At 69.7% G+C, this 19,493-nt stretch carries 23 protein-coding genes and 2 pseudogenes; 15 read left to right on the forward strand and 10 right to left on the reverse strand.

What is annotated here, in order from left to right:
• Window positions 1-17 precede the first annotated feature (17 nt).
• Window positions 18-557 carry an alpha/beta hydrolase gene (locus SALPAC4_RS0110235; RefSeq protein ID WP_019870249.1) on the forward strand — a complete coding sequence of 180 codons (540 nt, stop codon included), beginning with the start codon at window positions 18-20 and terminating at the stop codon, window positions 555-557.
• A 109-nt stretch (window positions 558-666) separates the two neighbouring features.
• On the opposite strand, the gene SALPAC4_RS0110240 is transcribed toward SALPAC4_RS0110235, so the two are convergent.
• The 3 genes and pseudogenes from SALPAC4_RS0110240 to SALPAC4_RS28940 all read right to left on the reverse strand — a co-directional run.
• Window positions 667-1,056: a hypothetical protein gene (locus tag SALPAC4_RS0110240; protein WP_027644722.1), complete on the reverse strand. Its 390-nt coding sequence runs from the start codon at window positions 1,054-1,056 to the stop codon at window positions 667-669.
• A 279-nt stretch (window positions 1,057-1,335) separates the two neighbouring features.
• Window positions 1,336-2,199, reverse strand: a complete 864-nt coding sequence (locus SALPAC4_RS0110245) for an alpha/beta fold hydrolase (protein WP_027644723.1) — start codon at window positions 2,197-2,199, stop codon at window positions 1,336-1,338.
• A gap of 201 nt (window positions 2,200-2,400) precedes the next feature.
• Window positions 2,401-2,589 (reverse strand): annotated as a pseudogene (locus SALPAC4_RS28940) (hypothetical protein); the annotation flags it as partial.
• Between SALPAC4_RS28940 and SALPAC4_RS26425 the strand changes: the two are divergent.
• The 4 genes and pseudogenes from SALPAC4_RS26425 to SALPAC4_RS0110275 form a co-directional block, all read left to right on the forward strand.
• A pseudogene (locus tag SALPAC4_RS26425) lies at window positions 2,585-3,093 on the forward strand (Crp/Fnr family transcriptional regulator); the annotation flags it as partial. The pseudogenes SALPAC4_RS28940 and SALPAC4_RS26425 sit on opposite strands and share 5 nt — an antisense overlap.
• 198 nt (window positions 3,094-3,291) lie before the next feature.
• Complete coding sequence (locus tag SALPAC4_RS0110265) at window positions 3,292-3,702, forward strand: VOC family protein (RefSeq protein ID WP_019870253.1); 411 nt, start codon at window positions 3,292-3,294, stop codon at window positions 3,700-3,702.
• A 66-nt stretch (window positions 3,703-3,768) separates the two neighbouring features.
• Window positions 3,769-4,248 carry a GNAT family N-acetyltransferase gene (locus SALPAC4_RS0110270; RefSeq protein ID WP_027644724.1) on the forward strand — a complete coding sequence of 160 codons (480 nt, stop codon included), beginning with the start codon at window positions 3,769-3,771 and terminating at the stop codon, window positions 4,246-4,248.
• A gap of 110 nt (window positions 4,249-4,358) precedes the next feature.
• Window positions 4,359-5,249, forward strand: a complete 891-nt coding sequence (locus SALPAC4_RS0110275) for an LLM class flavin-dependent oxidoreductase (protein WP_019870255.1) — start codon at window positions 4,359-4,361, stop codon at window positions 5,247-5,249.
• 21 nt (window positions 5,250-5,270) lie between these two features.
• Here SALPAC4_RS0110275 and SALPAC4_RS0110280 read toward each other — a convergent pair whose 3' ends face one another.
• A complete protein-coding gene (locus tag SALPAC4_RS0110280; protein WP_018730890.1) occupies window positions 5,271-5,822 on the reverse strand; it encodes a phosphoribosyltransferase family protein in 552 nt (183 codons plus the stop codon).
• 174 nt (window positions 5,823-5,996) lie between these two features.
• Here SALPAC4_RS0110280 and SALPAC4_RS0110285 point away from each other — a divergent pair, with 174 nt between their 5' ends.
• The 4 genes from SALPAC4_RS0110285 (at window position 5,997) to SALPAC4_RS0110300 (ending at window position 10,328) form a co-directional block, all read left to right on the forward strand.
• Complete coding sequence (locus tag SALPAC4_RS0110285; RefSeq protein WP_027644725.1) at window positions 5,997-6,665, forward strand: septal ring lytic transglycosylase RlpA family protein; 669 nt, start codon at window positions 5,997-5,999, stop codon at window positions 6,663-6,665.
• A gap of 100 nt (window positions 6,666-6,765) precedes the next feature.
• The gene (locus SALPAC4_RS0110290) at window positions 6,766-7,893 is read left to right on the forward strand and encodes a PP2C family protein-serine/threonine phosphatase (RefSeq protein ID WP_019870258.1); all 1,128 of its coding nucleotides are present in this window, start codon (window positions 6,766-6,768) and stop codon (window positions 7,891-7,893) included.
• A gap of 82 nt (window positions 7,894-7,975) precedes the next feature.
• Window positions 7,976-9,829: an acyl-CoA dehydrogenase gene (locus tag SALPAC4_RS0110295; protein ID WP_019870259.1), complete on the forward strand. Its 1,854-nt coding sequence runs from the start codon at window positions 7,976-7,978 to the stop codon at window positions 9,827-9,829.
• Between the two features lie 229 nt (window positions 9,830-10,058).
• On the forward strand, window positions 10,059-10,328 hold the full coding sequence (locus SALPAC4_RS0110300) for a DUF6458 family protein (RefSeq protein WP_018217865.1): 270 nt from the start codon (window positions 10,059-10,061) through the stop codon (window positions 10,326-10,328).
• Window positions 10,329-10,333: 5 nt separating this feature from the next.
• On the opposite strand, the gene SALPAC4_RS0110305 is transcribed toward SALPAC4_RS0110300, so the two are convergent.
• Both SALPAC4_RS0110305 and SALPAC4_RS0110310 read right to left on the reverse strand, forming a co-directional pair.
• Window positions 10,334-10,870: a SixA phosphatase family protein gene (locus tag SALPAC4_RS0110305; RefSeq protein ID WP_019870260.1), complete on the reverse strand. Its 537-nt coding sequence runs from the start codon at window positions 10,868-10,870 to the stop codon at window positions 10,334-10,336.
• Between the two features lie 86 nt (window positions 10,871-10,956).
• Window positions 10,957-11,928 (reverse strand): GlxA family transcriptional regulator, encoded by a 972-nt coding sequence (locus tag SALPAC4_RS0110310; RefSeq protein ID WP_020113482.1) that lies wholly within the window; start codon window positions 11,926-11,928, stop codon window positions 10,957-10,959.
• 121 nt (window positions 11,929-12,049) lie between these two features.
• Between SALPAC4_RS0110310 and SALPAC4_RS0110315 the strand changes: the two genes are divergently transcribed.
• Genes SALPAC4_RS0110315 through SALPAC4_RS0110325 form a run of 3 tightly spaced genes read left to right on the forward strand, consistent with a single transcriptional unit; the run spans window position 12,050 to window position 13,493 of the window.
• Entirely contained in the window at window positions 12,050-12,742 is a 693-nt protein-coding gene (locus SALPAC4_RS0110315) for a DJ-1/PfpI family protein (RefSeq protein WP_019870262.1), read from the forward strand.
• The gene (locus SALPAC4_RS0110320; protein ID WP_019870263.1) at window positions 12,739-13,215 is read left to right on the forward strand and encodes a membrane protein; all 477 of its coding nucleotides are present in this window, start codon (window positions 12,739-12,741) and stop codon (window positions 13,213-13,215) included. The genes SALPAC4_RS0110315 and SALPAC4_RS0110320 overlap by 4 nt, the downstream gene beginning before the upstream one ends.
• Window positions 13,212-13,493: a hypothetical protein gene (locus tag SALPAC4_RS0110325; protein ID WP_018730882.1), complete on the forward strand. Its 282-nt coding sequence runs from the start codon at window positions 13,212-13,214 to the stop codon at window positions 13,491-13,493. The genes SALPAC4_RS0110320 and SALPAC4_RS0110325 overlap by 4 nt, the downstream gene beginning before the upstream one ends.
• Window positions 13,494-13,516: 23 nt before the next feature.
• Here the strand turns inward: SALPAC4_RS0110325 and trhA are convergent, their stop codons facing one another.
• Entirely contained in the window at window positions 13,517-14,194 is a 678-nt protein-coding gene (trhA, locus tag SALPAC4_RS0110330) for a PAQR family membrane homeostasis protein TrhA (RefSeq protein ID WP_019870264.1), read from the reverse strand.
• Between the two features lie 162 nt (window positions 14,195-14,356).
• On the opposite strand from trhA, the gene SALPAC4_RS0110335 reads away from it, so the two are divergent.
• The 3 genes from SALPAC4_RS0110335 to SALPAC4_RS0110345 are packed head-to-tail and all read left to right on the forward strand — an operon-like array spanning window position 14,357 to window position 16,735.
• The gene (locus SALPAC4_RS0110335; RefSeq protein ID WP_019870265.1) at window positions 14,357-15,076 is read left to right on the forward strand and encodes a 5-oxoprolinase subunit B family protein; all 720 of its coding nucleotides are present in this window, start codon (window positions 14,357-14,359) and stop codon (window positions 15,074-15,076) included.
• Window positions 15,073-15,993, forward strand: a complete 921-nt coding sequence (locus SALPAC4_RS0110340) for a 5-oxoprolinase subunit C family protein (RefSeq protein ID WP_019870266.1) — start codon at window positions 15,073-15,075, stop codon at window positions 15,991-15,993. The genes SALPAC4_RS0110335 and SALPAC4_RS0110340 overlap by 4 nt, the downstream gene beginning before the upstream one ends.
• Entirely contained in the window at window positions 15,968-16,735 is a 768-nt protein-coding gene (locus SALPAC4_RS0110345; RefSeq protein ID WP_018730878.1) for a LamB/YcsF family protein, read from the forward strand. Before SALPAC4_RS0110340 ends, SALPAC4_RS0110345 begins: the two co-directional genes overlap by 26 nt.
• Window positions 16,736-16,801: 66 nt before the next feature.
• Here SALPAC4_RS0110345 and SALPAC4_RS0110350 read toward each other — a convergent pair whose 3' ends face one another.
• From SALPAC4_RS0110350 to SALPAC4_RS0110360, 3 genes are all read right to left on the reverse strand, one after another.
• Window positions 16,802-18,640 carry an NHL domain-containing thioredoxin family protein gene (locus SALPAC4_RS0110350; RefSeq protein ID WP_019870267.1) on the reverse strand — a complete coding sequence of 613 codons (1,839 nt, stop codon included), beginning with the start codon at window positions 18,638-18,640 and terminating at the stop codon, window positions 16,802-16,804.
• 79 nt (window positions 18,641-18,719) lie between these two features.
• Complete coding sequence (locus SALPAC4_RS25280) at window positions 18,720-19,115, reverse strand: hypothetical protein (protein WP_019870268.1); 396 nt, start codon at window positions 19,113-19,115, stop codon at window positions 18,720-18,722.
• An 8-nt stretch (window positions 19,116-19,123) separates the two neighbouring features.
• Window positions 19,124-19,438, reverse strand: a complete 315-nt coding sequence (locus SALPAC4_RS0110360) for a hypothetical protein (protein WP_019870269.1) — start codon at window positions 19,436-19,438, stop codon at window positions 19,124-19,126.
• Window positions 19,439-19,493 lie beyond the last annotated feature (55 nt).

Consider the following 19,493-nt stretch of genomic DNA (forward strand, 5'->3'; position numbering starts at 1 on the left):
GCCGCTACAGTCTCCGGATGATCGCTGGAATCATCGTCCCGGGGAGCGGTTACGGCCCCCAAGCCCCCTTGCTCAACCTCGCCGGCGAAGCGCTCACCGACCTCGACGCCGCAAAAGAGATCATCACGTGGACGGTGCCAAAGGGACTGCTGGACATCGGCCCCGAGCCTTTCGTCAGGGCGCACGTCGCTGCGGCACTGCACCGGCTAACCAATGCGGCACCAGACATGCAGCCCGTGATCATCGCCAAGTCGCTCGGGACATACGCCGCCGGGCTGGCGGCGGAGCGGCAACTACCGGCTATCTGGCTGACGCCGCTCCTGAACGACAACGCAGTGGCCGAGGCGATCACCCTTAACCCAGCGCCGGCCCTGCTCGTCGGGGGGACACACGATCGAACCTGGGTTCCTGACGCTGCAGGACGGACAGGCAAGAAGGTCCTGACCATCGAAGGCGCCAACCATGCCCTGCGGCCGCATGGACCACTGAGTGCCTACACCGATGCACTGGCCACTGTGGGCATGGAAATGGAAAAGTTCTTGTCGCAATTGGTCTGACCGCACCAGGCCGACGATCCGGCGCACTCGCTGCCAGGGCGGCTCACAACCGGTGGTGAAGGCTGAGCCCGTCGGAGATCCGCTGGTCACGCTCCGGTGGCGTGGGCTGTCAGAATTCCCGCCACTCCGGCCACTGAGGCCGGTTAGCTGAGGTCAGCGCCTCGAGCATGACGTGCTCTACCTCGGCTGGGGTTAGCTGGGGACGCTTCTGCGGGATCTTGCTTCCCGCGCGGGCCGCGTACCACATCCGGCCGTCATCTTCGGTCAGCATGATGTCGGTCGGGGCCCGTCCTTCGCCGACCACGCAAACCGCCCCCCATGACCGATGGATGATCACCGTTTGGTCACGCTCCTGATGGAGTTCGCGCAGCCACCGTACGACCGTATCCCGGTCATCGAGGCCCACGGTGTCGCCGGTTGTCACCTTCCGGAACAACCCTTGCCGCCTGGTCGTCAGACGCTCGGCGACATCCCTCGGTACGGCACTGTCCTCGCCCATGTGCGTTCCTCACGTTTGCTTGCTGCGGAGCGAGTCTCCTGGTCGCGGTGGTCATGGCGCAAGTTCGGCGGCGTGCCCGATCCACGCCCGTTCCAGCGGCTACCCTCCGGTCGACAGTGGCGCGTCGACAGCCTCAACCTGATTGTCTGTCCCGCCCGACCGGTTCGATTTCCCGTCACCCGCTCCACGCAGGAAAGCCCTGGCCAGGGCGCATGTCCTGCCAGGGCTTCCGTCGTTCTAGCCGGCAGAAGCAGGTAGTTGCGTCGTGGTCGGCGACGACTAGGCGCCGGCCCTGGTCAACAGGGTGCTGAGGATCGGCTCGGCATGGGTCCACAGCACCGCTCCGCCGATCGCCGGTACGAGGTGATGCTCGGCGCCGGGTATCCGGGCGGTGAGCAACGATCCGTTGTCCGGCGAGTGGCTTTGGTCCAATTCGCCGTACCAGACGTCGACCGGCACGGAGATTTTGCCGAGGTCGATGGGCCAGGGGCTCATTGCCAGCACCGTGTCCCGCGCGTACCCAGCTGCCCCCTGCGCGAACGCCTCGTTCAGGGCACGACGATAGGCGGCCGCGAACCCGGCCTCGCGGTACACCGCGAGGTCACACTCCGGGCTGCCACTCAGTATGAAGTCAAGCAGCGCGTCGGCGCTGTATCCGGCGAAGAAGCGCTCAGCTTCAGCTGGGTCCCGTACCGTCCAGTCGACGAGCTTGCGTAGCTCGGCGGGCAGTGCGGAGGCGAATTCCGGCGCGGCCACCTCGTCTGCGCCGGAAACGATGGCGAGGGCAGCGGTGATGCCTCCCTCCGTACAGGCCAGCGCGAACGGCGCGCCCTGCGAGTTCCCGACCATCGCCGGCCGACCCAATCCGCGCATCGTGGTGAACTGTCGGAGGTCGGCGACGAAGTCGGCGAAGGTCCGACCGGGCAGCGGCGTCGAGGCGCCGAGCCCCGGACGGTCCACCGAAACTAGTCGTACGCCGAGCCGGTCGATGACTTCGGCGCCGAACCCGAGCCAACGGCTGGTGGCGGCACCAGGAGAGAACAGCACGGGTGTCCCATCCGTGGGTCCCCATTCCGCCCAACCCAGCAGCCGCCCATCAGAGAGCTGGACTTCACCAACGCGGTCAGGAGCTGTTACGTACATGAAGTAATCAAATCAAGCGGGATCAGCCTTCCTGCCGACGGCCCGTGCACTGTCCCGCATGTCACCCTGATCCGCTGCCGCCGGTGTTCATCACCGTCTGGAACACCAACCCTCAACCGCTTGATCTGGACAGCCACCGCCGACAAGATCCTCGCCAAGGTCCAACTCGCCCAGACCAACACTACGAAACTTCTAGCTCGCTCATACCGGGTCGTTTCGATCGGCGGCTGGGCCGGTCGAGGTTGGGTGAAAGAGCCCGTCCGCGCGGCGCTCCAACCGCTCGCGCAACTGCTCGAAGTGCTCGGAGCGTTCCTGCATGTCTGTGCTGTTGGCCTTCTCTGCCATCATGCTCTCGAGCTTTTCTGCGGCCATCCGCTGTTCCGCAACGATGGCGATGACCGACGGCCGGCAAGCACTCATAGACGTCCGGGTCTCGGGCGACATGATCGGAGAGATGTCCGCCCTCAACGGGGAGCCGCGCTCTGCAACCGTGACCACCTGCCGGACCTCGAAGATCCGGATCATCCGGCGTAACGAACTCCGTGCCTTCCTCCGCGTCTACCCTGACGCGGCCATGCAACTGGCCGGCATCGTTGCAAACCGCCTTCGCGCCGCGAACCGCCGCCGCGTTGATTTCGCCTCCCACCCCGTCAAGATTCGCCTGGCCCGGTTCTTTGGGAGATCGCCGCGGCCTATGGCTATCGCGATCGCGACGGCATCGTCGTCGACATCCACCTGACCCAGGATGAGCTGGCGACCATGTGCGGTGTAGCTGAGATTACGTTACAGAAGGCCCTGCGCGAGCTACGAACGGCGGGCATTGTCGCCACCGGCTGCCGTCGGATGCTGGTACGCGACGCCGCTGCCCTCCAGCGGTACGCCGATACCCCTTGAGGGCTGGCTTCTCATCGGGTCATCCGACCTCCATTCGAGGAGCGGGTAGTGGCGGAGTCGGCGATTCAGGCGGGCTGTATGTCGAGCAGCTCGGGTGATGGAAGCTCGTCGGGGTCTCGGTCCCCGACACCGAGCCAATCGATACCGCCCAGGATCGATTCCCTGCCGTTTGTCATACCAGCGAGTCAGGATGGGTCCATGCGTGGACGGATCACCGATGACAGCGCCATGCCGAGAGCAGGGCGGCGGGACTACTGGGGCGTGGTGCTGGACGCACCGGACGCGGCGATGCTCGCCCGGTTCTACACCGAGTTGCTTGGTTGGCAGGTCGACCAAGAGGAGCCGGATTTCGTTAGCATCGCCGCGCCGGATGGTGTGGCCTATCTGGCGGTGCAGACCGCCGCCGGCTACCAGCGCCCCACGTGGCCGACCACCTCAGGCGCTCCGCAGATGATGCTGCACCTGGATTTTGAGGTGTCAGACCTGGGTGCGGCGGTGGCGCACGCGGTGGAACTGGGCGCGACGGTCGCCGACCACCAACCACAGCAGCGGGTGCGGGTGCTGTTCGACCCTGCTGGGCACCCCTTCTGCCTCTATCTGGGCGACTGACCGGCAGGGATGTCCTACGTGGACCGCTGCGGTCTGCTCGGGTGGTGCCCCGAGTAGCCTTCGACCATGGGTCAAGTCGTGAAACTGCGGGACATGCGCCAGGATGAGTACGACGTCTACTCGGATCAGCAGCTCCGGGAGTATGCGGAGTCTCAGACCGGGTTGGTTTCGACCGAAGCCGCCCGGCGGAAGGCAGCTCGGGATCGGGAGAAGTTCCTGCCCCACGGGCTGGCCACCGAGCGCCATCGGCTGTTGGTGGCGGAGAACAGCAGCGGGGAGGCGGTCGGAGTCCTCTGGCTCGGCTTGGACGACCCGCGCAGTGAGTCGGCGGAGATGGCCTGGATCTTCGATATCAGGGTTGATCCCGCCCACCGACGGCTGGGCTACGGCGCTGCCATCCTGTCGGCGGCCGAGGAGCTGGCCCGGGAGGCGGGGGCGCTGCGCCTGGGGCTCAACGTCTTCGGTTACAACAAGCCGGCGATCGCCCTGTACGAGCAGAGCGGGTACGAGATGACCACCCAGCAGATGGCGAAGCCGCTGCGCTGACGGGCGGCGCTTCGCTGCGTACGGCGATCAACAGTTGGGTGAGTCCGCTCGCGTACCGCCGAGCCTTTTCCCTGGCCACCGCGGTGCGGTGCGGCGAAGGGGATAGGCTGGTGATCATGCGGATCGGCATTGTGATCCTTCCAGACCAGCGCTGGGCGGAGTCGGAGCGGCGTTGGCGGCAGGCGGACGAGTGGGGCTTCGACCACGCCTGGACCTATGACCATCTGGGCTGGCGGGACCTGGTGGACGGGCCCTGGTTCGACTCGATGACCACCTTGACCGCCGCCGCGGCCTCGACCCGCCAGATTCGGCTGGGCACCCTGGTCGCGTCGCCGAACTTCCGGCATCCGGCCGCCTTCGCTCGCCAGGTCACCGCCCTCGACGATGTGTCCGGCGGTCGGGCCCTGCTCGGTCTGGGCGCGGGCGGCATCGGGTTCGACGCCGCGGTGTTCGGCGGCGAGACCCTTCCGCCGCGGCAGCGGGTGGACCGGTTCAGCGAGTTCGTCGAGCTGCTTGACCTGGTGTTGCGCGAGGATGGGACGACATGGCGGGGTGACTGGTTCACCGCGGTGGACGCGCGGAACAACCCGGGCTGCGTCCAGACGCCGCGGGTGCCGTTCGTCGTCGCCGCCAACGGACCTCGTTCGATGCGGCTCGCGGTCCGGTACGGCCAGGGCTGGGTCACCACCGGCCCCACCACTGATGACCTGGAGGCGTGGTGGGATGGGGTGGTGGATCTGGCCGCTCGGCTGGACAAGTCGTTGGCCTCGGTCGGCCGCGATCCCGGTTCCCTCGACCGGCACCTGTTGGTGGACTCCGCGCCGGTCTTCTCGCTCCGTAGCGCGGAGTTCTTCGCCGAGCAGGTGGGGCGGGCCGCGGCACTCGGGTTCACCGACGTGATCACCCACTGGCCCCGGTCCAGTAGCTGGTACGCGGGGGAGGAGGCGGTCCTGGAGGAGGTCGCCTCCCAGCTGCCGGAGCTGCGCCGGCTGACCGGCTGACCGAGCTACCTCGGCGGTGGCTCAGGGGGTGAGGTCGGCGCCGGTCAGCAGGCTCTGGATCCGGAGCTCGGCGGCGACTTCCGGGGGACAGTCGGCCACCACCGTGGCGGTGCCGATGGCGGTGGCGCCCCGGGCCGCGCAGATGTCATAGAGGGCGCGCACCTGGGCTCCGGTGGAGACCCAGTCGTCCACCACCAGCACCCGGTCTCCGGCGTCGAGGTTCCGGTCTCGTACGGCGAGGTCGAGTCGCCGCCCGCGATAGTCCGGCGGCCCCTGTGCCCAGGTGAGTGTGCCCGGGGGGAGGCGGCCGTCGCCGGGCTTGTGGGCTGCGACGAAGCCGATGCCGAGCGCGGTCGCGGCGAGTGGTCCGAGTAGGTAGCCGGTGACCGCAGGGGAGATCACTACCGTTGGCCGGGACTGCTGGAAGGGTTTGACCAGGGCCGGGCCGAGGCGGGCCAGCACCGTCGGGTCCCGCCACCAGCCGGAGATGTCACTGACCAGATGGGTGGCGCCCGGTCCCGGGTCGATCCAACGGATCAGCTCGGCTAGACGTCCACTCAACTCGGGGCGCATACCGCCATTCTGGTTCACTGCCGGCGATCGGCTAGCCGGACCAATGCCGATCGGATGATCGGCTATTCGTTTCCCCATAAATCGGGCAATACCTCCATGATCACGTTGACTTCGGATGTGCTTCGCTCGCTACGGTCCGACCCGCTTTGTTCAGTTGGCGAAAGGATCGGGCTGGTGGCCGGCAGGCATGCGCGTACCCGAAGGGTCTCCCCGACCGGCGTCGCGGCAACCGCGGCGATCGGTGTCGTGCTCGCGATCGGTGGGACGGTGGGTACCGTCCGGCTGACCTCCGCCAACGAGCCTGACCGGTTCGTCGCGGTCGTGCCGACCACGGTTGACTCTCCGGCGGCTCCGCCCGCCCCGCTCTCCGCTTCGCCGAGCGCCTCGCCGAGTGTCCCGCCGAGCGCCAGCGCCCCGTCTACTCCAGCCGGGAGCCCCACGCCCACCCGGACGACCGAGGCGCCGTCCCGGAGCAAGCCGAGATCCAGCACGCCGCAGCCGGCCGCGACGACGCCAACCAGCGCCGCCCCGACGCCGACCAGCGCCGCGCCGACCGTGGTGGAGGCCGGGTCCTGCGGCGCCTCCTACTACTCCGAGGGGCAGCTCACGGCGAGCGGAGAGGCCTTTGACCCCTCGGCGATGACCGCCGCCCACAAGACCCTGCCGTTCGACACGATGGTGCGGGTCACCAACCCGGTTACCAGTACGTCGGTGACGGTGCGGATCAATGACCGGGGCCCGTTCGTCACGGGGCGCTGCATCGACCTGTCCCAGGCTGCCTTCGCGGTGATCGCCCCACTGAGCGCGGGACACGTCGAGGTTCGGTACGAGGTGTTGGGCTGAGCCGACCACCAACCGCGAACGGCTTCCCGGGGTGACCCGCACAGTCAGAACCACCTCAGATGTCAGGTCAGGTTCGTTCAACGACCACTGTCCATCAGGCATGCTGTCCCTCGTACGCACACAGCTTTCCCAGCTGGGCCGCGGCCCACTGGGCCCCGGATCCCGTGCCGGCCTCGGCGCGGCCCTTACCCTGCTCGCAATCGTCTCGGTGCTGGAGTGCGCCGACGGCCGTGGGCTCGACTACATCGCTCTGTTGATCGCTGCCCCATTCCTGGCCGCCGCCCTGGCCTCCTGGCAGGTGGTGCTGGGGGTGGGGGTTGCGGCCGTCTGCCTTGGCGTCGGCTTTGCGCTGGCCGAGGGGCATGGTTCGCTGGCGGCTGCGGTCGCGGTGGCTGGCATCGCCCTGGGCGCCGCGTTGGCGGCCACCATGGCGGCAGTCCGACAGCGGCAGACCGAGCGGATCGAGGAGTTGTCGAGGCTCGCCACGGTTGCTCAGCAGGCGGTACTCCGTCCGCTCGGTCCGCAGGTCGGCTCCTTGGCCATCGCTGCCCGATACATCTCCTCCACGGCCACCGCGGAGATCGGCGGTGACCTGTACGAGGCCCTGGACACGCCGTACGGCGTGCGCATGATCATTGGAGATGTTCGGGGTAAGGGCCTGGACGCGGTCCGGTTGGCCAGCATCGTGCTGGGTTCCTACCGGCATGTGGCGTACGAGCGGGCAGATCTGCGGGCGGTCGTCGCGGACCTGGACCGGGCGGTGGCCCGGAGCGGGGGTGACGAGGACTTCGTGACCGCGGCTCTGGTTGAGGAGCGGGGTGGCACCCTGACCATCGTCAACTGCGGACATCCGGCGCCGCTGTTGCTGCGTCGGGGTGCGGTGATCGCGTTGGAGCCGGCGGCGCCGGCTCCGCCGCTGGGGTTCATGCCGGCGGTGCGGGCCCGAGTGGAGCGGTTGGAGCCGGGCGACCGGCTGCTGTTGTTTACCGATGGGCTCGGCGAGGCCCGGCGGGACGGCGAGTTCTTCCCGACCACCGATCGGGCCTGGCGGTTGCTCGGGCATGGGACGGTCGCCGACGGGCTGGCGTCGCTGGAGGCGGCGCTGGTCGGGTGGGTGTATGACCGGCTCGACGACGACATCGCGCTGGTTCTGATGGAGTACACCGGGACCCGGACCGGGGGTTCGGCCGCCGTGCCGAGTTGGGAGGTCGGCGCGGCGGAGGGGTGAAGGGCTTGTCGTTGCCTACCCGCGAGTAATACAGTCAGGGTTACTGATCGGTAACACGCGTCCGGAAGCGGGGCCAGCGACCATGACCCACTACAAGAGCAACCTTCGGGACCTTGAGTTCAACCTGTTCGAGGTGTTCGAGGCGGACCGGGCATTCAGCCAGGCTCCCTACACGGAACTGGATGTTGACACCGCCCGTAGCTTCCTCGCCGAGGTCGACCGCCTGGCCAGGGAAGACCTGGCAGCCAGCTACACGGACAGCGACCGTAACCCGCCGGTCTTCGACCCGGCGACGCACACCGCACCGCTGCCGGAATCCTTCAAGAAGTCGTACCGTCGGTTCATCGACGCCGAGTTTTGGCGGCTGGACCTGCCCGAGGCGCTCGGCGGTAGCAACGCACCCCGCGCCCTCTGGTGGTCGCTGGCCGAGCTGGTGTTGGGCTCCAACGCCGCGGTCTGGATGTACGCCTCCGGCCCCTCGTTCGCGCACGTCCTGCACGTTGAGGGCACCGAGCGGCAGCGGAAGTGGGCCAAGCTCTTCATCGACCAGGGCTGGGGCTCCACGATGGTGCTGACCGAGGCGGACGCCGGCTCGGACGTCGGTGCCGGGCGCGCCCGCGCCATCCCGCAGCCGGACGGCTCGTGGCACATCGAGGGCGTGAAGCGCTTCATCACCTCCGGCGAGCACGACCTCAGCGACAACATCGTCCACTATGTGCTCGCCCGGCCGGTCGGGGTCGAGGGCGCGGGTGGTCCGGGCACCAAGGGACTCTCCCTCTTCGTGGTGCCGAAGTACCACTTCGATGAGGAGACCGGCGAGCTGGGCGAGCGCAACGGCGTCTTCGCCACCAACGTCGAGCACAAGATGGGCCTGAAGGTCTCGAACACCTGCGAGCTGACCTTCGGCGAGCACGGGGTGCCGGCCCAGGGCTGGCTGCTGGGTGAGAAGCACGACGGCATCCGGCAGATGTTCATGATCATCGAGTACGCCCGGATGATGGTTGGTACGAAGGCGATCGCCACCCTCTCCGCCGGTTACCTGAACGCGCTCGAGTACGCCAAGAGCCGGGTGCAGGGCGCCGACCTGACCCAGATGACCGACAAGAGCGCCCCCCGGGTCACGATCACCCAGCACCCGGACGTACGCCGCTCGCTGCTACTGCAGAAGTCGTACGCCGAGGGGCTGCGGGCCCTGGTCTGCTACACGGCCGGCTGGCAGGACAAGGTCGCCATCGCTGAGGCGGCCGGCGACGAGCAGACCGTGAAACTGGCCAAGCGGGTCAACGACCTGCTGCTGCCGCTGGTCAAGGGGGTTGGCTCGGAGCGGGCGTACGAGCTGCTCGGCCACGAGTCCCTCCAGACCTTCGGCGGCTCCGGCTTCCTCCAGGACTACCCGCTGGAGCAGTACGTCCGGGATGCCAAGATCGATACCCTGTACGAGGGCACCACGGCGATCCAGAGCCTCGACCTGATCTTCCGCAAGGTCGTCCGGGACAACGGCAAGGCCCTGATGGCGGTCGCCGGCGAGATCCAGGAGTTCATCGCCGCCGAGGGTGGCAACGGTCAGCTCAAGGAGGAGCGGCAGGCGCTCGGCCGCGCGCTCGGCGAGATTCAGAGCATCCTCGGCACGCTCACCGGCTGGCTGGGTGAGGCGCAGGGCGGCGAGACCCGGGCGCTCTACAAGGTCGGCCTGAGCAGCCGCCGGTTCCTGCTCGCCATCGGTGACCTGGTGGTGGGCTGGCTGCTCCAGCGGCAGGCCGACGTGGCGCTGACGGCGCTCGCCGGTGACCCCGGAACCGACCGGGACTTCTACACCGGCAAGGTGGCCGCCGCCCGGTTCTTCGCCCGCGAGGTGCTGCCCCGCATCGGTGCCGATCGGCGCATCATCGAAAACGTCGACCTGAGCGTGATGGACCTCCCGGAGGAGGCGTTCTGACCCGTTCCGAGGGGCAGGGCTGATCCGGGGGCAGACCCGGCAGAATCGACGGCCGGCGGGGTGACCCTCGCCGGCCGTCGCGTTGGTTGTCGCTGCTCATGCCGGGCTCAACCGGCCCCGGGGGCGGGGTTACCGGCCCGGGCAGGGGTAGCACCCGGCGGCGGCGGGTAACCGGCATCAGGTCAGGCAGAGAACGCCCAGAGCCATCGCACGGGGGAGTGCAGCGCACATGGGCATTGGTAGCGGTATTTTCCTGATCGCCCTCGGGGCGATCCTCACCTTCGCGGTCCGGGCCAACGTCTGGTGGGTTGACCTGCGAGCGGTCGGCTGGGTCTTCATCCTGGCCGGGCTGGCCGTCCTCCTCACCACCGTGTGGTTCTGGCAGGACCGGCGCAAGCGGGCGCGGACGCTGATCGTGGAGGAGAACCGGCTGTCGCATCCGACCGCGATGATGCCACCGCCGCCCGACCCACCGCCGCCGACAGCGCCGCCGTCCTGAGCGGCTTAGCCGCGGGCGATGTGCTCGGCGGTGATGACGGTGTCCCGGCGGCCGAGACCGGCCCACTCCGCCGTGGTGCGGTGTACCACGGCCTGGCTGGTCCGTTGCGGGTCCCGGTCCGCCCGCTCGGAGTCGAGCAGTATCGACAGCTGCGACACGCCGGGGTTGTGGGCGATCAGCAACACCGTCCGGGCGGCCGGTTCGACCCGTCGCACCAGGGCCAGCAGATCCGCCGGATGCGCCTCGTACGCGTCGTCGGCGTAGTGCACCTCGGGTGCCGGGCCTGCGGAGCCGCCCTCCGGTGGCGCTCCGGTCATTCCCATCGCCACGCCGTGCCAGGTTTCCCGGGTGCGGCGAGCCGAGGAGCAGATCACCACGTCCGGGAGGAGCCCGTGGTGGGCTAGCCACGCCCCGGCCGCCGCCGCATCCGCTCGCCCCCGCGCCGTCAACGGCCGGTCCACGTCCGGCTGGTCACCGGGGGGCTCTGCCTTCGCGTGCCGGAGCAACACCAGGGTGCGGTTTTGGGCGTGCGCGTCCGTCATACCCCCAGCTTGCCTGATCGGCGTTTCGACCGCCCGGGTACGTCGGTGCTGCCGGCGGTGTCCTGTTGTTGCAGAGTGCGACGAACTTATCGACGTGAATCGGCCGGAAGCTGCTCGCCGCACACCCGGAAGGTCCTGCGATAGGCGCCTGGTGTGGTGCCGACGACCTCCTGGAATTGCGCACGAAAGTTGCTCGTGGTGGTGAAGCCGGTCTGGTTCGCTACGCGGTCGATTGTGTAGTCGGTGGTTTCCAGGAGCTCCTGGGCGTGACGAATCCGGACGCCGGCTACCCACTGCATTGGGCTCTGTCTGGTCTCGATGGCGAATCGCCTGGTCAGGGTGCGTGTGCTCAGGTTCGCGGCGGCGGCGAGGTCGGCGAGCGTGAGGGCGCGGTGCGCGTTGGCCTCGATCCAGGCGAGGACGGGTCCGAGGGCTGAGGTTCGCAGGGGCTGCCGGTTCCGCAGGATGTACTGCGCCTGTCCGCCGCTTCGGTGCAGTGGGGCCACGGCGAGGCGTGCCGCGTCCGCGGCCACCGCCGCGCCGTAGTCGGTGTGAATCACGTGCAGGCACAGGTCCAGTCCGGACGCGGCACCGGCAGAGGTGAGGATGCTGCCGTTGTCGATGTAGAGCACGTCGGGGTCCACCTGGATCGATGGGTGTCTGCGCGCGAGTTGTTCCGCGGCGAGCCAATGGGTCGTGGCCCTCAGGTTGTCGAGTAGTCCCGCCTCTGCCAGCGTGAATGCTCCGACGCAGATGGAGGCGATGCGAGTGCCTTTGGTCGCGGCCGCACGTAGGGCGGCGAGCACCGGGGGCGGGGAGGGCTGCAGGGGGTCGTTACGGCCGGGCACCACGACCAGGTCGGCGCGATCGAGCGCGTCCAACTGCTCGTTGACTGCCAGCCGCACCGGCCCGGCGTCAACGAATTCATCGGGCCCTGCGACGAGGACCCGGTATCCCGGCCGGCCGTCCGGCAGGCGGACACGTCCGAACGTCTCGACCGGGGTGGCCAGATCAAAGGCAATCACATCCGGCAGCGCGAGCACGACGACCGTATACATGCCTGCATGGTAGGCCTCCCTGACTCTGGCGAGATTAAGGCGTTCCATGGCTTGATAGCCACTGTCGGGAGACCTGCGGCTGCCCAACCATGGAGTGCACCTACACGTGAGGGGACTACCGATGCCGACGCTTCGCGCCCAGTTCGTGCTCTTCGAGGGATTCGATCTACTCGATGTCATCGCTCCACTCGAGGTGCTCTCCGCAGGCAGCGCCGCCCTCGGCGGCGTACTCGAATGTGCGCTGGTGAGCGAGTCGGGACGGGACCAGGTCCCGTCGGGAGCCGCCGGCCTCTCCCTCCCCGCCAGCGCCGCGCTGGAGCCGGAGGTGCCCGGCTACGTCATCGTTCCGGGTGCGTCCGGGCCCGTTGACGGCGCCCCGGACGCGGGCGAGCTGACCGTTCCCGCGCTGCTCGGGCGGTTCGCCGAAAGTCCGGTGATGGCACTCGTCGCCCGGGCCCTCGCCGCACCGCAGGTCACCGTCGTCGCCGTCTGCGGCGGCGGGCTCGCGCTCGCCATGGCGGGCCTGCTGGAGGGGAGAACAGCCACCACCCACCACCTCGGCATCGATCGACTGGAGTCCACCGGCGTGAACGCGGTCCGGGCGCGGGTCGTCGACGACGGTGATCTCGTCACTGGCGGCGGTGTCCTGTCCGGCGTCGACACCGCCCTCTACCTGCTCGAGCGTGACTTCGGCTGCGCTGCTGCCCGGGCCGTTGAGGACCTCTTCGAGTTCGAGCGCCGCGGCACCACCTGGAAAGCACCTGCCGGACGCCGGTTCCGCGCACCTGTCAGTGGGCGGCGAGTGCGGGCATGAGTGCTTTCCTGCTGTCGGTCCACGTCCTGGCCGCGATCCTCACCATCGGCCCGGTCGCTGTCACCGCGAGCATGTTCCCGCGCTTCGCGCGACTCGCACTCGACAACCCAACCGACCTCCGCCGCGGTGCCGTCGTACGCGTCCTGCACCGGATCACCCGTAACTACGCCGTGATCGGCGTACTCGTTCCCGTGTTCGGGCTCGCTACCGGCGCCAGTATCGGTGTCCTCGGAGACGCGTGGCTGATCGTGTCCATCGTCCTGACCGCCGGTGCCGGCGCGATACTCATCGGCATCGTCCTGCCCGGCCAGCATCGCACTCTGCGCTGCCTTGAGGTGGGTGCGGAACCCGCGGACCTCGCCCGGGTCATCCCTCGCCTGGGCATGCACGCCGGAACCTTCAACCTGCTCTGGGCGATCGTGGTGGTTCTGATGATCTATCGGCCGGGATCGACGACGGGGGTCGGACTGTGAGCCCCCGTCACCTGCTGCGGGTCATCGGCTCAGTCGAACTGGCCACCCTCGCGCTGATGCTCCTGAACATCGCCACCGTGCACACGCCGACCGTCTCCCGCATCCTCGGACCGGTACACGGACTGGCCTACACCCTCACAGTCCTCGCCGCGGCCCTGGTCATGCGGCGGCGCCATCGAGTCTGGCTGATCGCTCTCGTGCCCGGTGTCGGTGGGCTGCTGGCGGCTCGTGTCGCGGCGTCAGAACCCTTCGCGACCGGGGCAGACGTCGACCTGTAGCACTGGGCGGCGTTGGCCCTGTGCTAGGCGAAGAGGGCGAAGTAGATCGCGATGTGGTGGCAGATCGCGGCGACCAGGGTGCAGGCGTGGAAGAACTCGTGGTGGCCGAAGACCGTGGGCCACGGGTTGGGTCGGCGCAGGGCGTAGCTGACCGCGCCGATGCTGTAGATCGCACCGCCGATGATCAGCAGGACCAGGGCGGCTACCCCGCCCGCGTGGAGGATGTCCGGCAACATCGCCACCGCGACCCAGCCGAGCGCCAGGTAGAGCGGCGCGGAGACCCAGCGTGGGGCGTGCGGCCAGATGAGCTTGAGCGCCACGCCCCCGAGTGCGCCACCCCACACCAGCGAGAGCATGATCGTCGCTGGTCGGGGCTCCAGCAGCAGGACGCAGAACGGCGTGTACGTACCAGCGATGAAGACAAAGATCATCGAATGGTCCATCCGCCGCATGACCTGGAAGCCCCGCTCGGACCACACCCGCCGGTGGTAGAGCCCGCTGGTGCCGAAGAGCCCGCAGACGGTCAGGCTGTAGATCAGGGTGCTGACCAGCGGCGACCAGCCGGACCGGGCAGCGGCGATGGAACAGAGGACGATCCCGCAGACGAGGGCGGCGAAGAACGCGTACGCGTGCAGCCAGCCGCGCATCCGAGGTTTGCCGAGGTCGGTCGGCTTGAGGCGGGTTGGTGCGGAGGTGGTCACGCCAACAGGTTACGACGCCGTAGGTTACCTGGTGGTAGTGCCTATGGTCACGTTAACTGAAGCCGAGCGGATGGGCGTCCGGCAGCGCCAGCGGGCCGCCTGCCAGCAGCTGCGGCGTGATCGCTCGTTCCGGAACCCGGCCGGGTCCGGGAAGATGGCGGGATGCGGATTCGGCCGGTCGGAGCGCACGCCCTGCTGCTCGACTGTTCCGACGCCGAACAGGTGGAGGCGTGGCGAGCCGAGCTGTGGCGACGCCGGGAACGGGGCGACCTGGACGCCGTCGAGATCATCCCGGCGGCCCGCACCGTGCTGCTCGACGGCCTTCCCGATCCGACCCACACCGCCGCGCTCCTCAACACCTGGAACCCGTCCCCCAGCAACGCTGCCACCGGCGCCGCGGCCACGAGCACCGGCGCCGCCAGCACCAGCACCGGCGGCGCCGGCACCGCTGGCACCAGCACTGGCACCGGCAGGGAAGGCGCTGGCACCGGCACCGGCAGGGGAGGCGCTGTCGAGGTTCCGGTGCGCTACGACGGGACGGACCTGCCCACCGTCGCCCACCACTGGGATGTCGCCGTGCCGACCGTCGTACGCCGGCTCGTCGCCACCGAGTTCCGGGTGGCCTTCTGCGGGTTCGCGCCCGGCTTCGCGTATCTGACCGGGTTGCCCGCTGGGTTGGCCGTGCCCCGGCTGCCGACCCCCCGCCCCCGGGTACCGGCCGGCTCCGTTGCGCTGGCCGGTCCGTACGCCGGGATCTATCCGACCGCCTCGCCCGGCGGCTGGCTGCTCGTCGGCCACACCGACCTGCGCCTGTTCGACGTGCACGCCGACCCGCCGGCCCTGCTCACGCCCGGCACCCGGGTGCGGCTGGTCCCGGCATGACCGGCACCCGGCCCGGCGGGCCGCAGCCACCCAACCTGCCCGTGGCCGGCAGCGGCGGCGTGGTCGAGGTGCTGCGGGCCGGCATGCTCACCACCGTGCAGGATCTCGGCCGGCCCGGCTGGGCGCACCTCGGCGTACCGCGCTCCGGCGCCCTCGACCCGGGCGCGCTCCGGCTGGCCAATCGGCTGGTCGGCAATTCGGAGAGCGCCGCCGGTCTTGAGATCACTTTGACCGGGTGTGAGCTGCGGTTTCGTCGCGCCACCACGGTCGCGGTCACCGGGGCGGAGGCTCCTGTCCACGTCGGTGAGCGTCCCGGCGATGTGGGGCGGCCGCTCGCGGTCCCGGCGGGTGCGGTGGTGCGGGTCGGTCCGCCCCGCACCGGGCTGCGGTCCTGGCTCGCCGTCGCCGGCGGAATCGCCGTCGAGCCAGTGCTCGGCAGCCGGGCCACCGATACCCTCTCCGGGCTCGGCCCGCCCCCGCTGCACGACGGCGACCGGCTCCCCGTGGGCGCGTCGGCCGGGCCACCCGCCCCGGTGGATGTCACGGCGATCGTGCCAGCACCGGACGAGGTACGGCTGGCGCTGCGCCTCGGCCCACGCGCCGACTGGTTCACCGCAACCGCACTCGACCGGCTGTTCGGTACGGCCTACACCCTTACCCCGGTCAGCAACCGCGTCGGCGCTCGCCTGTCCGGGGCGCCGCTGCCCCGAGCGGTGTCGGGGGAGCTGCCCAGCGAGGGTCTCGTACTCGGGGCGGTACAGGTGCCGGCGGACGGCCAACCCCTGGTCTTCCTCGCCGACCATCCGACCACCGGTGGGTACCCGGTTGTCGGGGTGGTGGTTGACGTGACCCCGCTTGCGCAGGCCCGGCCAGGGACTACGGTGAGGTTCTATGGACCTCAACGCGGATCTCGGTGAGGGCCTCGGCGTCTGGCGGCTCGGCGACGATGCCGCGCTGCTGGACCTGGTCACCTCCGCCAATGTCGCCTGCGGCTTCCACGCGGGCGACGCTGTCACCATGCGCCGGGTCTGCGCCGGGGCCGCCGAGCGGGGAGTCATGGTGGGCGCCCAGGTCAGCTACCGGGACCTGGTCGGCTTCGGCCGTCGGCACATCGCGTACGAGTTCGCCGAGCTGCGCGACGAGGTCATCTACCAGCTCGGTGCGCTCGACGGCTTCTGCCGGGTCGCCGGGACGCGGGTCCGCTACCTAAAGCCGCACGGCGCGCTTTACCACGCCGTCACCTACGACGAATCGCAGGCGGCGGCGGTGGTCGCCGCGGTCGCTGAGTACGACGACCAGCTTCCCCTGCTCTGCCCGTCCGGCTCGGTGCTCGCCCAGCTCGCGAACGGGGCCGGCCTGCGGGCGGTCAGCGAGGGCTTCGCCGACCGGGGCTACCAGCCCAACGGCAGGCTAGTGCCCCGGGGTGCCCCGGACTCGCTGGTCACCGACGCGGAGCAGATGGCCCAGCAGGCTCTCCGGATGGCGACCGAGCAGGCGGTGGTGGCGGTCGACGGGACCGTGATTCCCTGCCCGGTCCAGTCGATCTGCCTGCACGGCGACACCCCCGGCGCGGTGCGCTGCGCCGAGCTGATCCGCGCCGTGTTGGTTGACGCGGGGGTGTCGCTCGCCCCGTTCACGGGAGGTGCGGGGCGGGCGTAGCAGCGGCGCGGGACCCGTAACTGTTCCGGCGCGGGGCCCGCGAGCGGCGCGGGACCCCGCGCCGGCTCAGGCGTCCATGCCGCGGAGCACCAGCGGGAGGCGGTCGGCGGCATCGTCAACCACCCAGATCGGTACGCCCCAGTCCTGCCGGGTCAGGTGACACGCGGCGTGCGCCACGTCGGCGTCGCAGGTGGCCGCCTGGGCGGTCACCTGGAGCACCCCCTCGGGGACCGAGTCGTTGAGCACCAGCTGGCGGGTCAGCTCGGTGCCGGTGCCCGCGCCGGCCAGCAGCAGCTCCGGCGGGGACGCCGTGACCACCAGCCGGGTGGACGGTCCGTAGCTGTCGTCGAGCTTCTGACCGGGCGCCGGGGTGAAGATGACCTCCAGGGTCACCTCGCCGGCGCGTAGCTCGGTCGGTCTCCGCTCGGCGCGGTGCCGTGGGCCGTCGACCGTGCTGGCCCCGGCGGCGGTGAGCGCGCCCGGCGCGAGCCGGGTCAGCCGGTGGGCGGCGGACTCCACGACCAGTACCCCGCCGTCCGGGGTGAGCAGCAGGTCGCTCGGCTCGGCGAGCCCGTCGGCGACTGTGCCGACCGCGTCTGTCTCCGGGTCGTAGCGGCGGACCGCCCCGTTGTACGTGTCGGCGATCAGCACCGACCCGTCGGGCAGCGCGCAGACCCCCAGCGGATGCTGGAGCAGCGCCTGCGCGGCCGGCCCGTCAACGTGCCCGAACTCGAAGAGCCCCTGCCCGACCGCGGTGTGCAGGGCGCCGTTCTCGACATAGCGGACCGCGCTGGTCTCGCTGTCGGCCACCCAGAGCCGGCTGCCGTCGGCGGAGACCGACAGGCCGGAGGGCTGGGCCAGCCACGCCTCGGCCAGCGGGCCGTCCTTGCGGGCCTCGACCGTGCTGCCCGCGTACATGCCGGCGGTGCGTTTCACCGGGTCGAACCACCAAAGCTGGTGGATGCCGGCCATGGCGATCACCAGGCGGCCGTCGTACCAGGCCAGGTCCCAGGGGGAGGAGAGGTCGACCGAGCGGGCGTCGTGGGCATGATCATCCACGGTGGAACGCCACTGCCGGCCGGTGCCTGCCACGGTGACTACCTCGCCGGTGTCGAGGCGTACGCCGCGCAGCAGGTGGTTGACGGTGTCCGCGACGACCAGGTCGTAGCCGACCAGCCGGGAGACGTGGGCCGGGAGGAGGCAGAGCCCCTGCGGCTCGGCGAAGGTGGCCGCCGTGGCCGGCCCGTCGGCCCGACCGCGCGCGCCGGTGCCGATCCGGCGGAGCAGCGTCTCGCCGTCGGGGGCCAGCTCCGCGAGGGAGTGCCGGGCCGAGTCCGACACCAGCAGGTTCCCGTTATCGAGTACGACGCCTTTGCCGGGGAAGCGCAGCGTGGTCTCCGGTTCGGCCGGGGGCACGTACGGGCCGTCACCCCGGTGCAGGGTGCCCTTGGCCTCGTGGGTTGCGATCAGGTCGTCCACGAGCCGGACCAGGCCCTCGGCGTGTCCCTCGCCGGCCATCGTGGCCACCACGTACCCCTCGGGGTCGATCACGGCGAGGGTCGGCCAGGCCCGGGCGGCGTACTGCTGCCACATGTTCAGTTCGGGGTCGTCGAGCACCGCGTGGTGCACGCCGTACCGTTCGACGGCGTCGGCCAGGGCGTCCGGGTCCTTCTCGTGTTCGAACTTGGGCGAGTGGACGCCGATGACCACGAGTACGTCGGCGTACTTCTGCTCGATGGGCCGTAGCTCGTCGAGTACGTGTAGGCAGTTGATACAGCAGAAGGTCCAGAAGTCGAGGACGGTTATCCGGCCTCGAAGGTCGGCCAGGGTCAGGTCCCGTCCGCCGGTGTTCAGCCAGCGACGGCCCTTCAGCTCGGGTGCTCGGACGCGAGGCGCGGTTGCCATGGGGCAACCCTCCCACGGCAACGACGCAGGTGCCCCTATGGATGAGCGAACGTGATGCGGAAAACGACGCGGACGCTTGCTACGGGTTGTGTTGGTCGGCGGCGTCGGTCGAGGTGGCTTCCGGGCCGTCGGTCAGCGTGGCTTCCTGGTTGTCGGCCAGCAGCCTGATGGGTTCGGTGATGTCGACGATGGTGACCGGCACCGTCACCCCCGCTTCCTGGATCAGCCGGGCGAGGGGCGTGATCGGCTCGGTGGCGCGGCTGTCTCCCGCCGATCGCGCCGACTCGTCCGGAGGGATGCGCGCCACCTCCAGCCCACTGCCGGTCATAAAGCCGATCGACTGGATGCCGGTGCGCCGATCACGCATGACGTTCCAGATTTTGCGCCCAGCGGCTTGTAGCTCGGCGCCGGAGTGAGCCGCCGGCTTGACGGCTACGGGGCACCAGCGACGGGCCTGGGTCAGCGCCGCGCGCATCCCGGAAGTCAGTTCACCTTCCAGTAGACGACGAGGCCACCGTCGCTGTAGGCGAGGCCGGCGAAGCCGGACTGCGGGGTGGTCAGCTGCTCCGCCATGATGACGCGTTGGGCAGGCTCGATAGCGCTTTGCCGAAGCATTTCCTCGCGTACGGCGGGATCGATGTCATCGCTGGACTGAGGGGCTTGGGAACGGTCGGCCGTGGGTTCGGATGGTGCTGCCGCCGTCAGGGCTGGGGTCGCGGGGGCTGCGGCGAGCAGCAGGACGGCCAGTGCCGCGGCGAGTGCGGCCCGTCGGGGCGGCAGAGTCTTTACGAACCGCATTGCGCTCCTTGGCTAGAAACTGATTTCCCGGTTGGTGAAAGCCGAATATCGGTGC

Origin of the sequence: Salinispora oceanensis (assembly GCF_000383575.1) — a bacterium.
Classification (GTDB): Bacteria; Actinomycetota; Actinomycetes; order Mycobacteriales; family Micromonosporaceae; genus Micromonospora; species Micromonospora oceanensis.

Bases quoted from the DNA above. Each gene is read 5' to 3' on its own strand.
- SALPAC4_RS0110235 (WP_019870249.1), top strand. From the start codon at position 18: ATGATCGCTGGAATCATCGTCCCGGGGAGCGGTTACGGCCCCCAAGCC.
- SALPAC4_RS0110240 (WP_027644722.1), bottom strand. From the start codon at position 1,056: ATGGGCGAGGACAGTGCCGTACCGAGGGATGTCGCCGAGCGTCTGACG.
- SALPAC4_RS0110245 (WP_027644723.1), bottom strand. From the start codon at position 2,199: ATGTACGTAACAGCTCCTGACCGCGTTGGTGAAGTCCAGCTCTCTGAT.
- SALPAC4_RS0110265 (WP_019870253.1), top strand. From the start codon at position 3,292: ATGCGTGGACGGATCACCGATGACAGCGCCATGCCGAGAGCAGGGCGG.
- SALPAC4_RS0110270 (WP_027644724.1), top strand. From the start codon at position 3,769: ATGGGTCAAGTCGTGAAACTGCGGGACATGCGCCAGGATGAGTACGAC.
- SALPAC4_RS0110280 (WP_018730890.1), bottom strand. From the start codon at position 5,822: ATGCGCCCCGAGTTGAGTGGACGTCTAGCCGAGCTGATCCGTTGGATC.
- SALPAC4_RS0110290 (WP_019870258.1), top strand. From the start codon at position 6,766: ATGCTGTCCCTCGTACGCACACAGCTTTCCCAGCTGGGCCGCGGCCCA.
- SALPAC4_RS0110295 (WP_019870259.1), top strand. From the start codon at position 7,976: ATGACCCACTACAAGAGCAACCTTCGGGACCTTGAGTTCAACCTGTTC.
- SALPAC4_RS0110300 (WP_018217865.1), top strand. From the start codon at position 10,059: ATGGGCATTGGTAGCGGTATTTTCCTGATCGCCCTCGGGGCGATCCTC.
- SALPAC4_RS0110305 (WP_019870260.1), bottom strand. From the start codon at position 10,870: ATGACGGACGCGCACGCCCAAAACCGCACCCTGGTGTTGCTCCGGCAC.
- SALPAC4_RS0110310 (WP_020113482.1), bottom strand. From the start codon at position 11,928: ATGTATACGGTCGTCGTGCTCGCGCTGCCGGATGTGATTGCCTTTGAT.
- SALPAC4_RS0110315 (WP_019870262.1), top strand. From the start codon at position 12,050: ATGCCGACGCTTCGCGCCCAGTTCGTGCTCTTCGAGGGATTCGATCTA.
- SALPAC4_RS0110320 (WP_019870263.1), top strand. From the start codon at position 12,739: ATGAGTGCTTTCCTGCTGTCGGTCCACGTCCTGGCCGCGATCCTCACC.
- SALPAC4_RS0110335 (WP_019870265.1), top strand. From the start codon at position 14,357: ATGCGGATTCGGCCGGTCGGAGCGCACGCCCTGCTGCTCGACTGTTCC.
- SALPAC4_RS0110340 (WP_019870266.1), top strand. From the start codon at position 15,073: ATGACCGGCACCCGGCCCGGCGGGCCGCAGCCACCCAACCTGCCCGTG.
- SALPAC4_RS0110345 (WP_018730878.1), top strand. From the start codon at position 15,968: ATGGACCTCAACGCGGATCTCGGTGAGGGCCTCGGCGTCTGGCGGCTC.
- SALPAC4_RS0110350 (WP_019870267.1), bottom strand. From the start codon at position 18,640: ATGGCAACCGCGCCTCGCGTCCGAGCACCCGAGCTGAAGGGCCGTCGC.
- SALPAC4_RS25280 (WP_019870268.1), bottom strand. From the start codon at position 19,115: ATGCGCGCGGCGCTGACCCAGGCCCGTCGCTGGTGCCCCGTAGCCGTC.
- SALPAC4_RS0110360 (WP_019870269.1), bottom strand. From the start codon at position 19,438: ATGCGGTTCGTAAAGACTCTGCCGCCCCGACGGGCCGCACTCGCCGCG.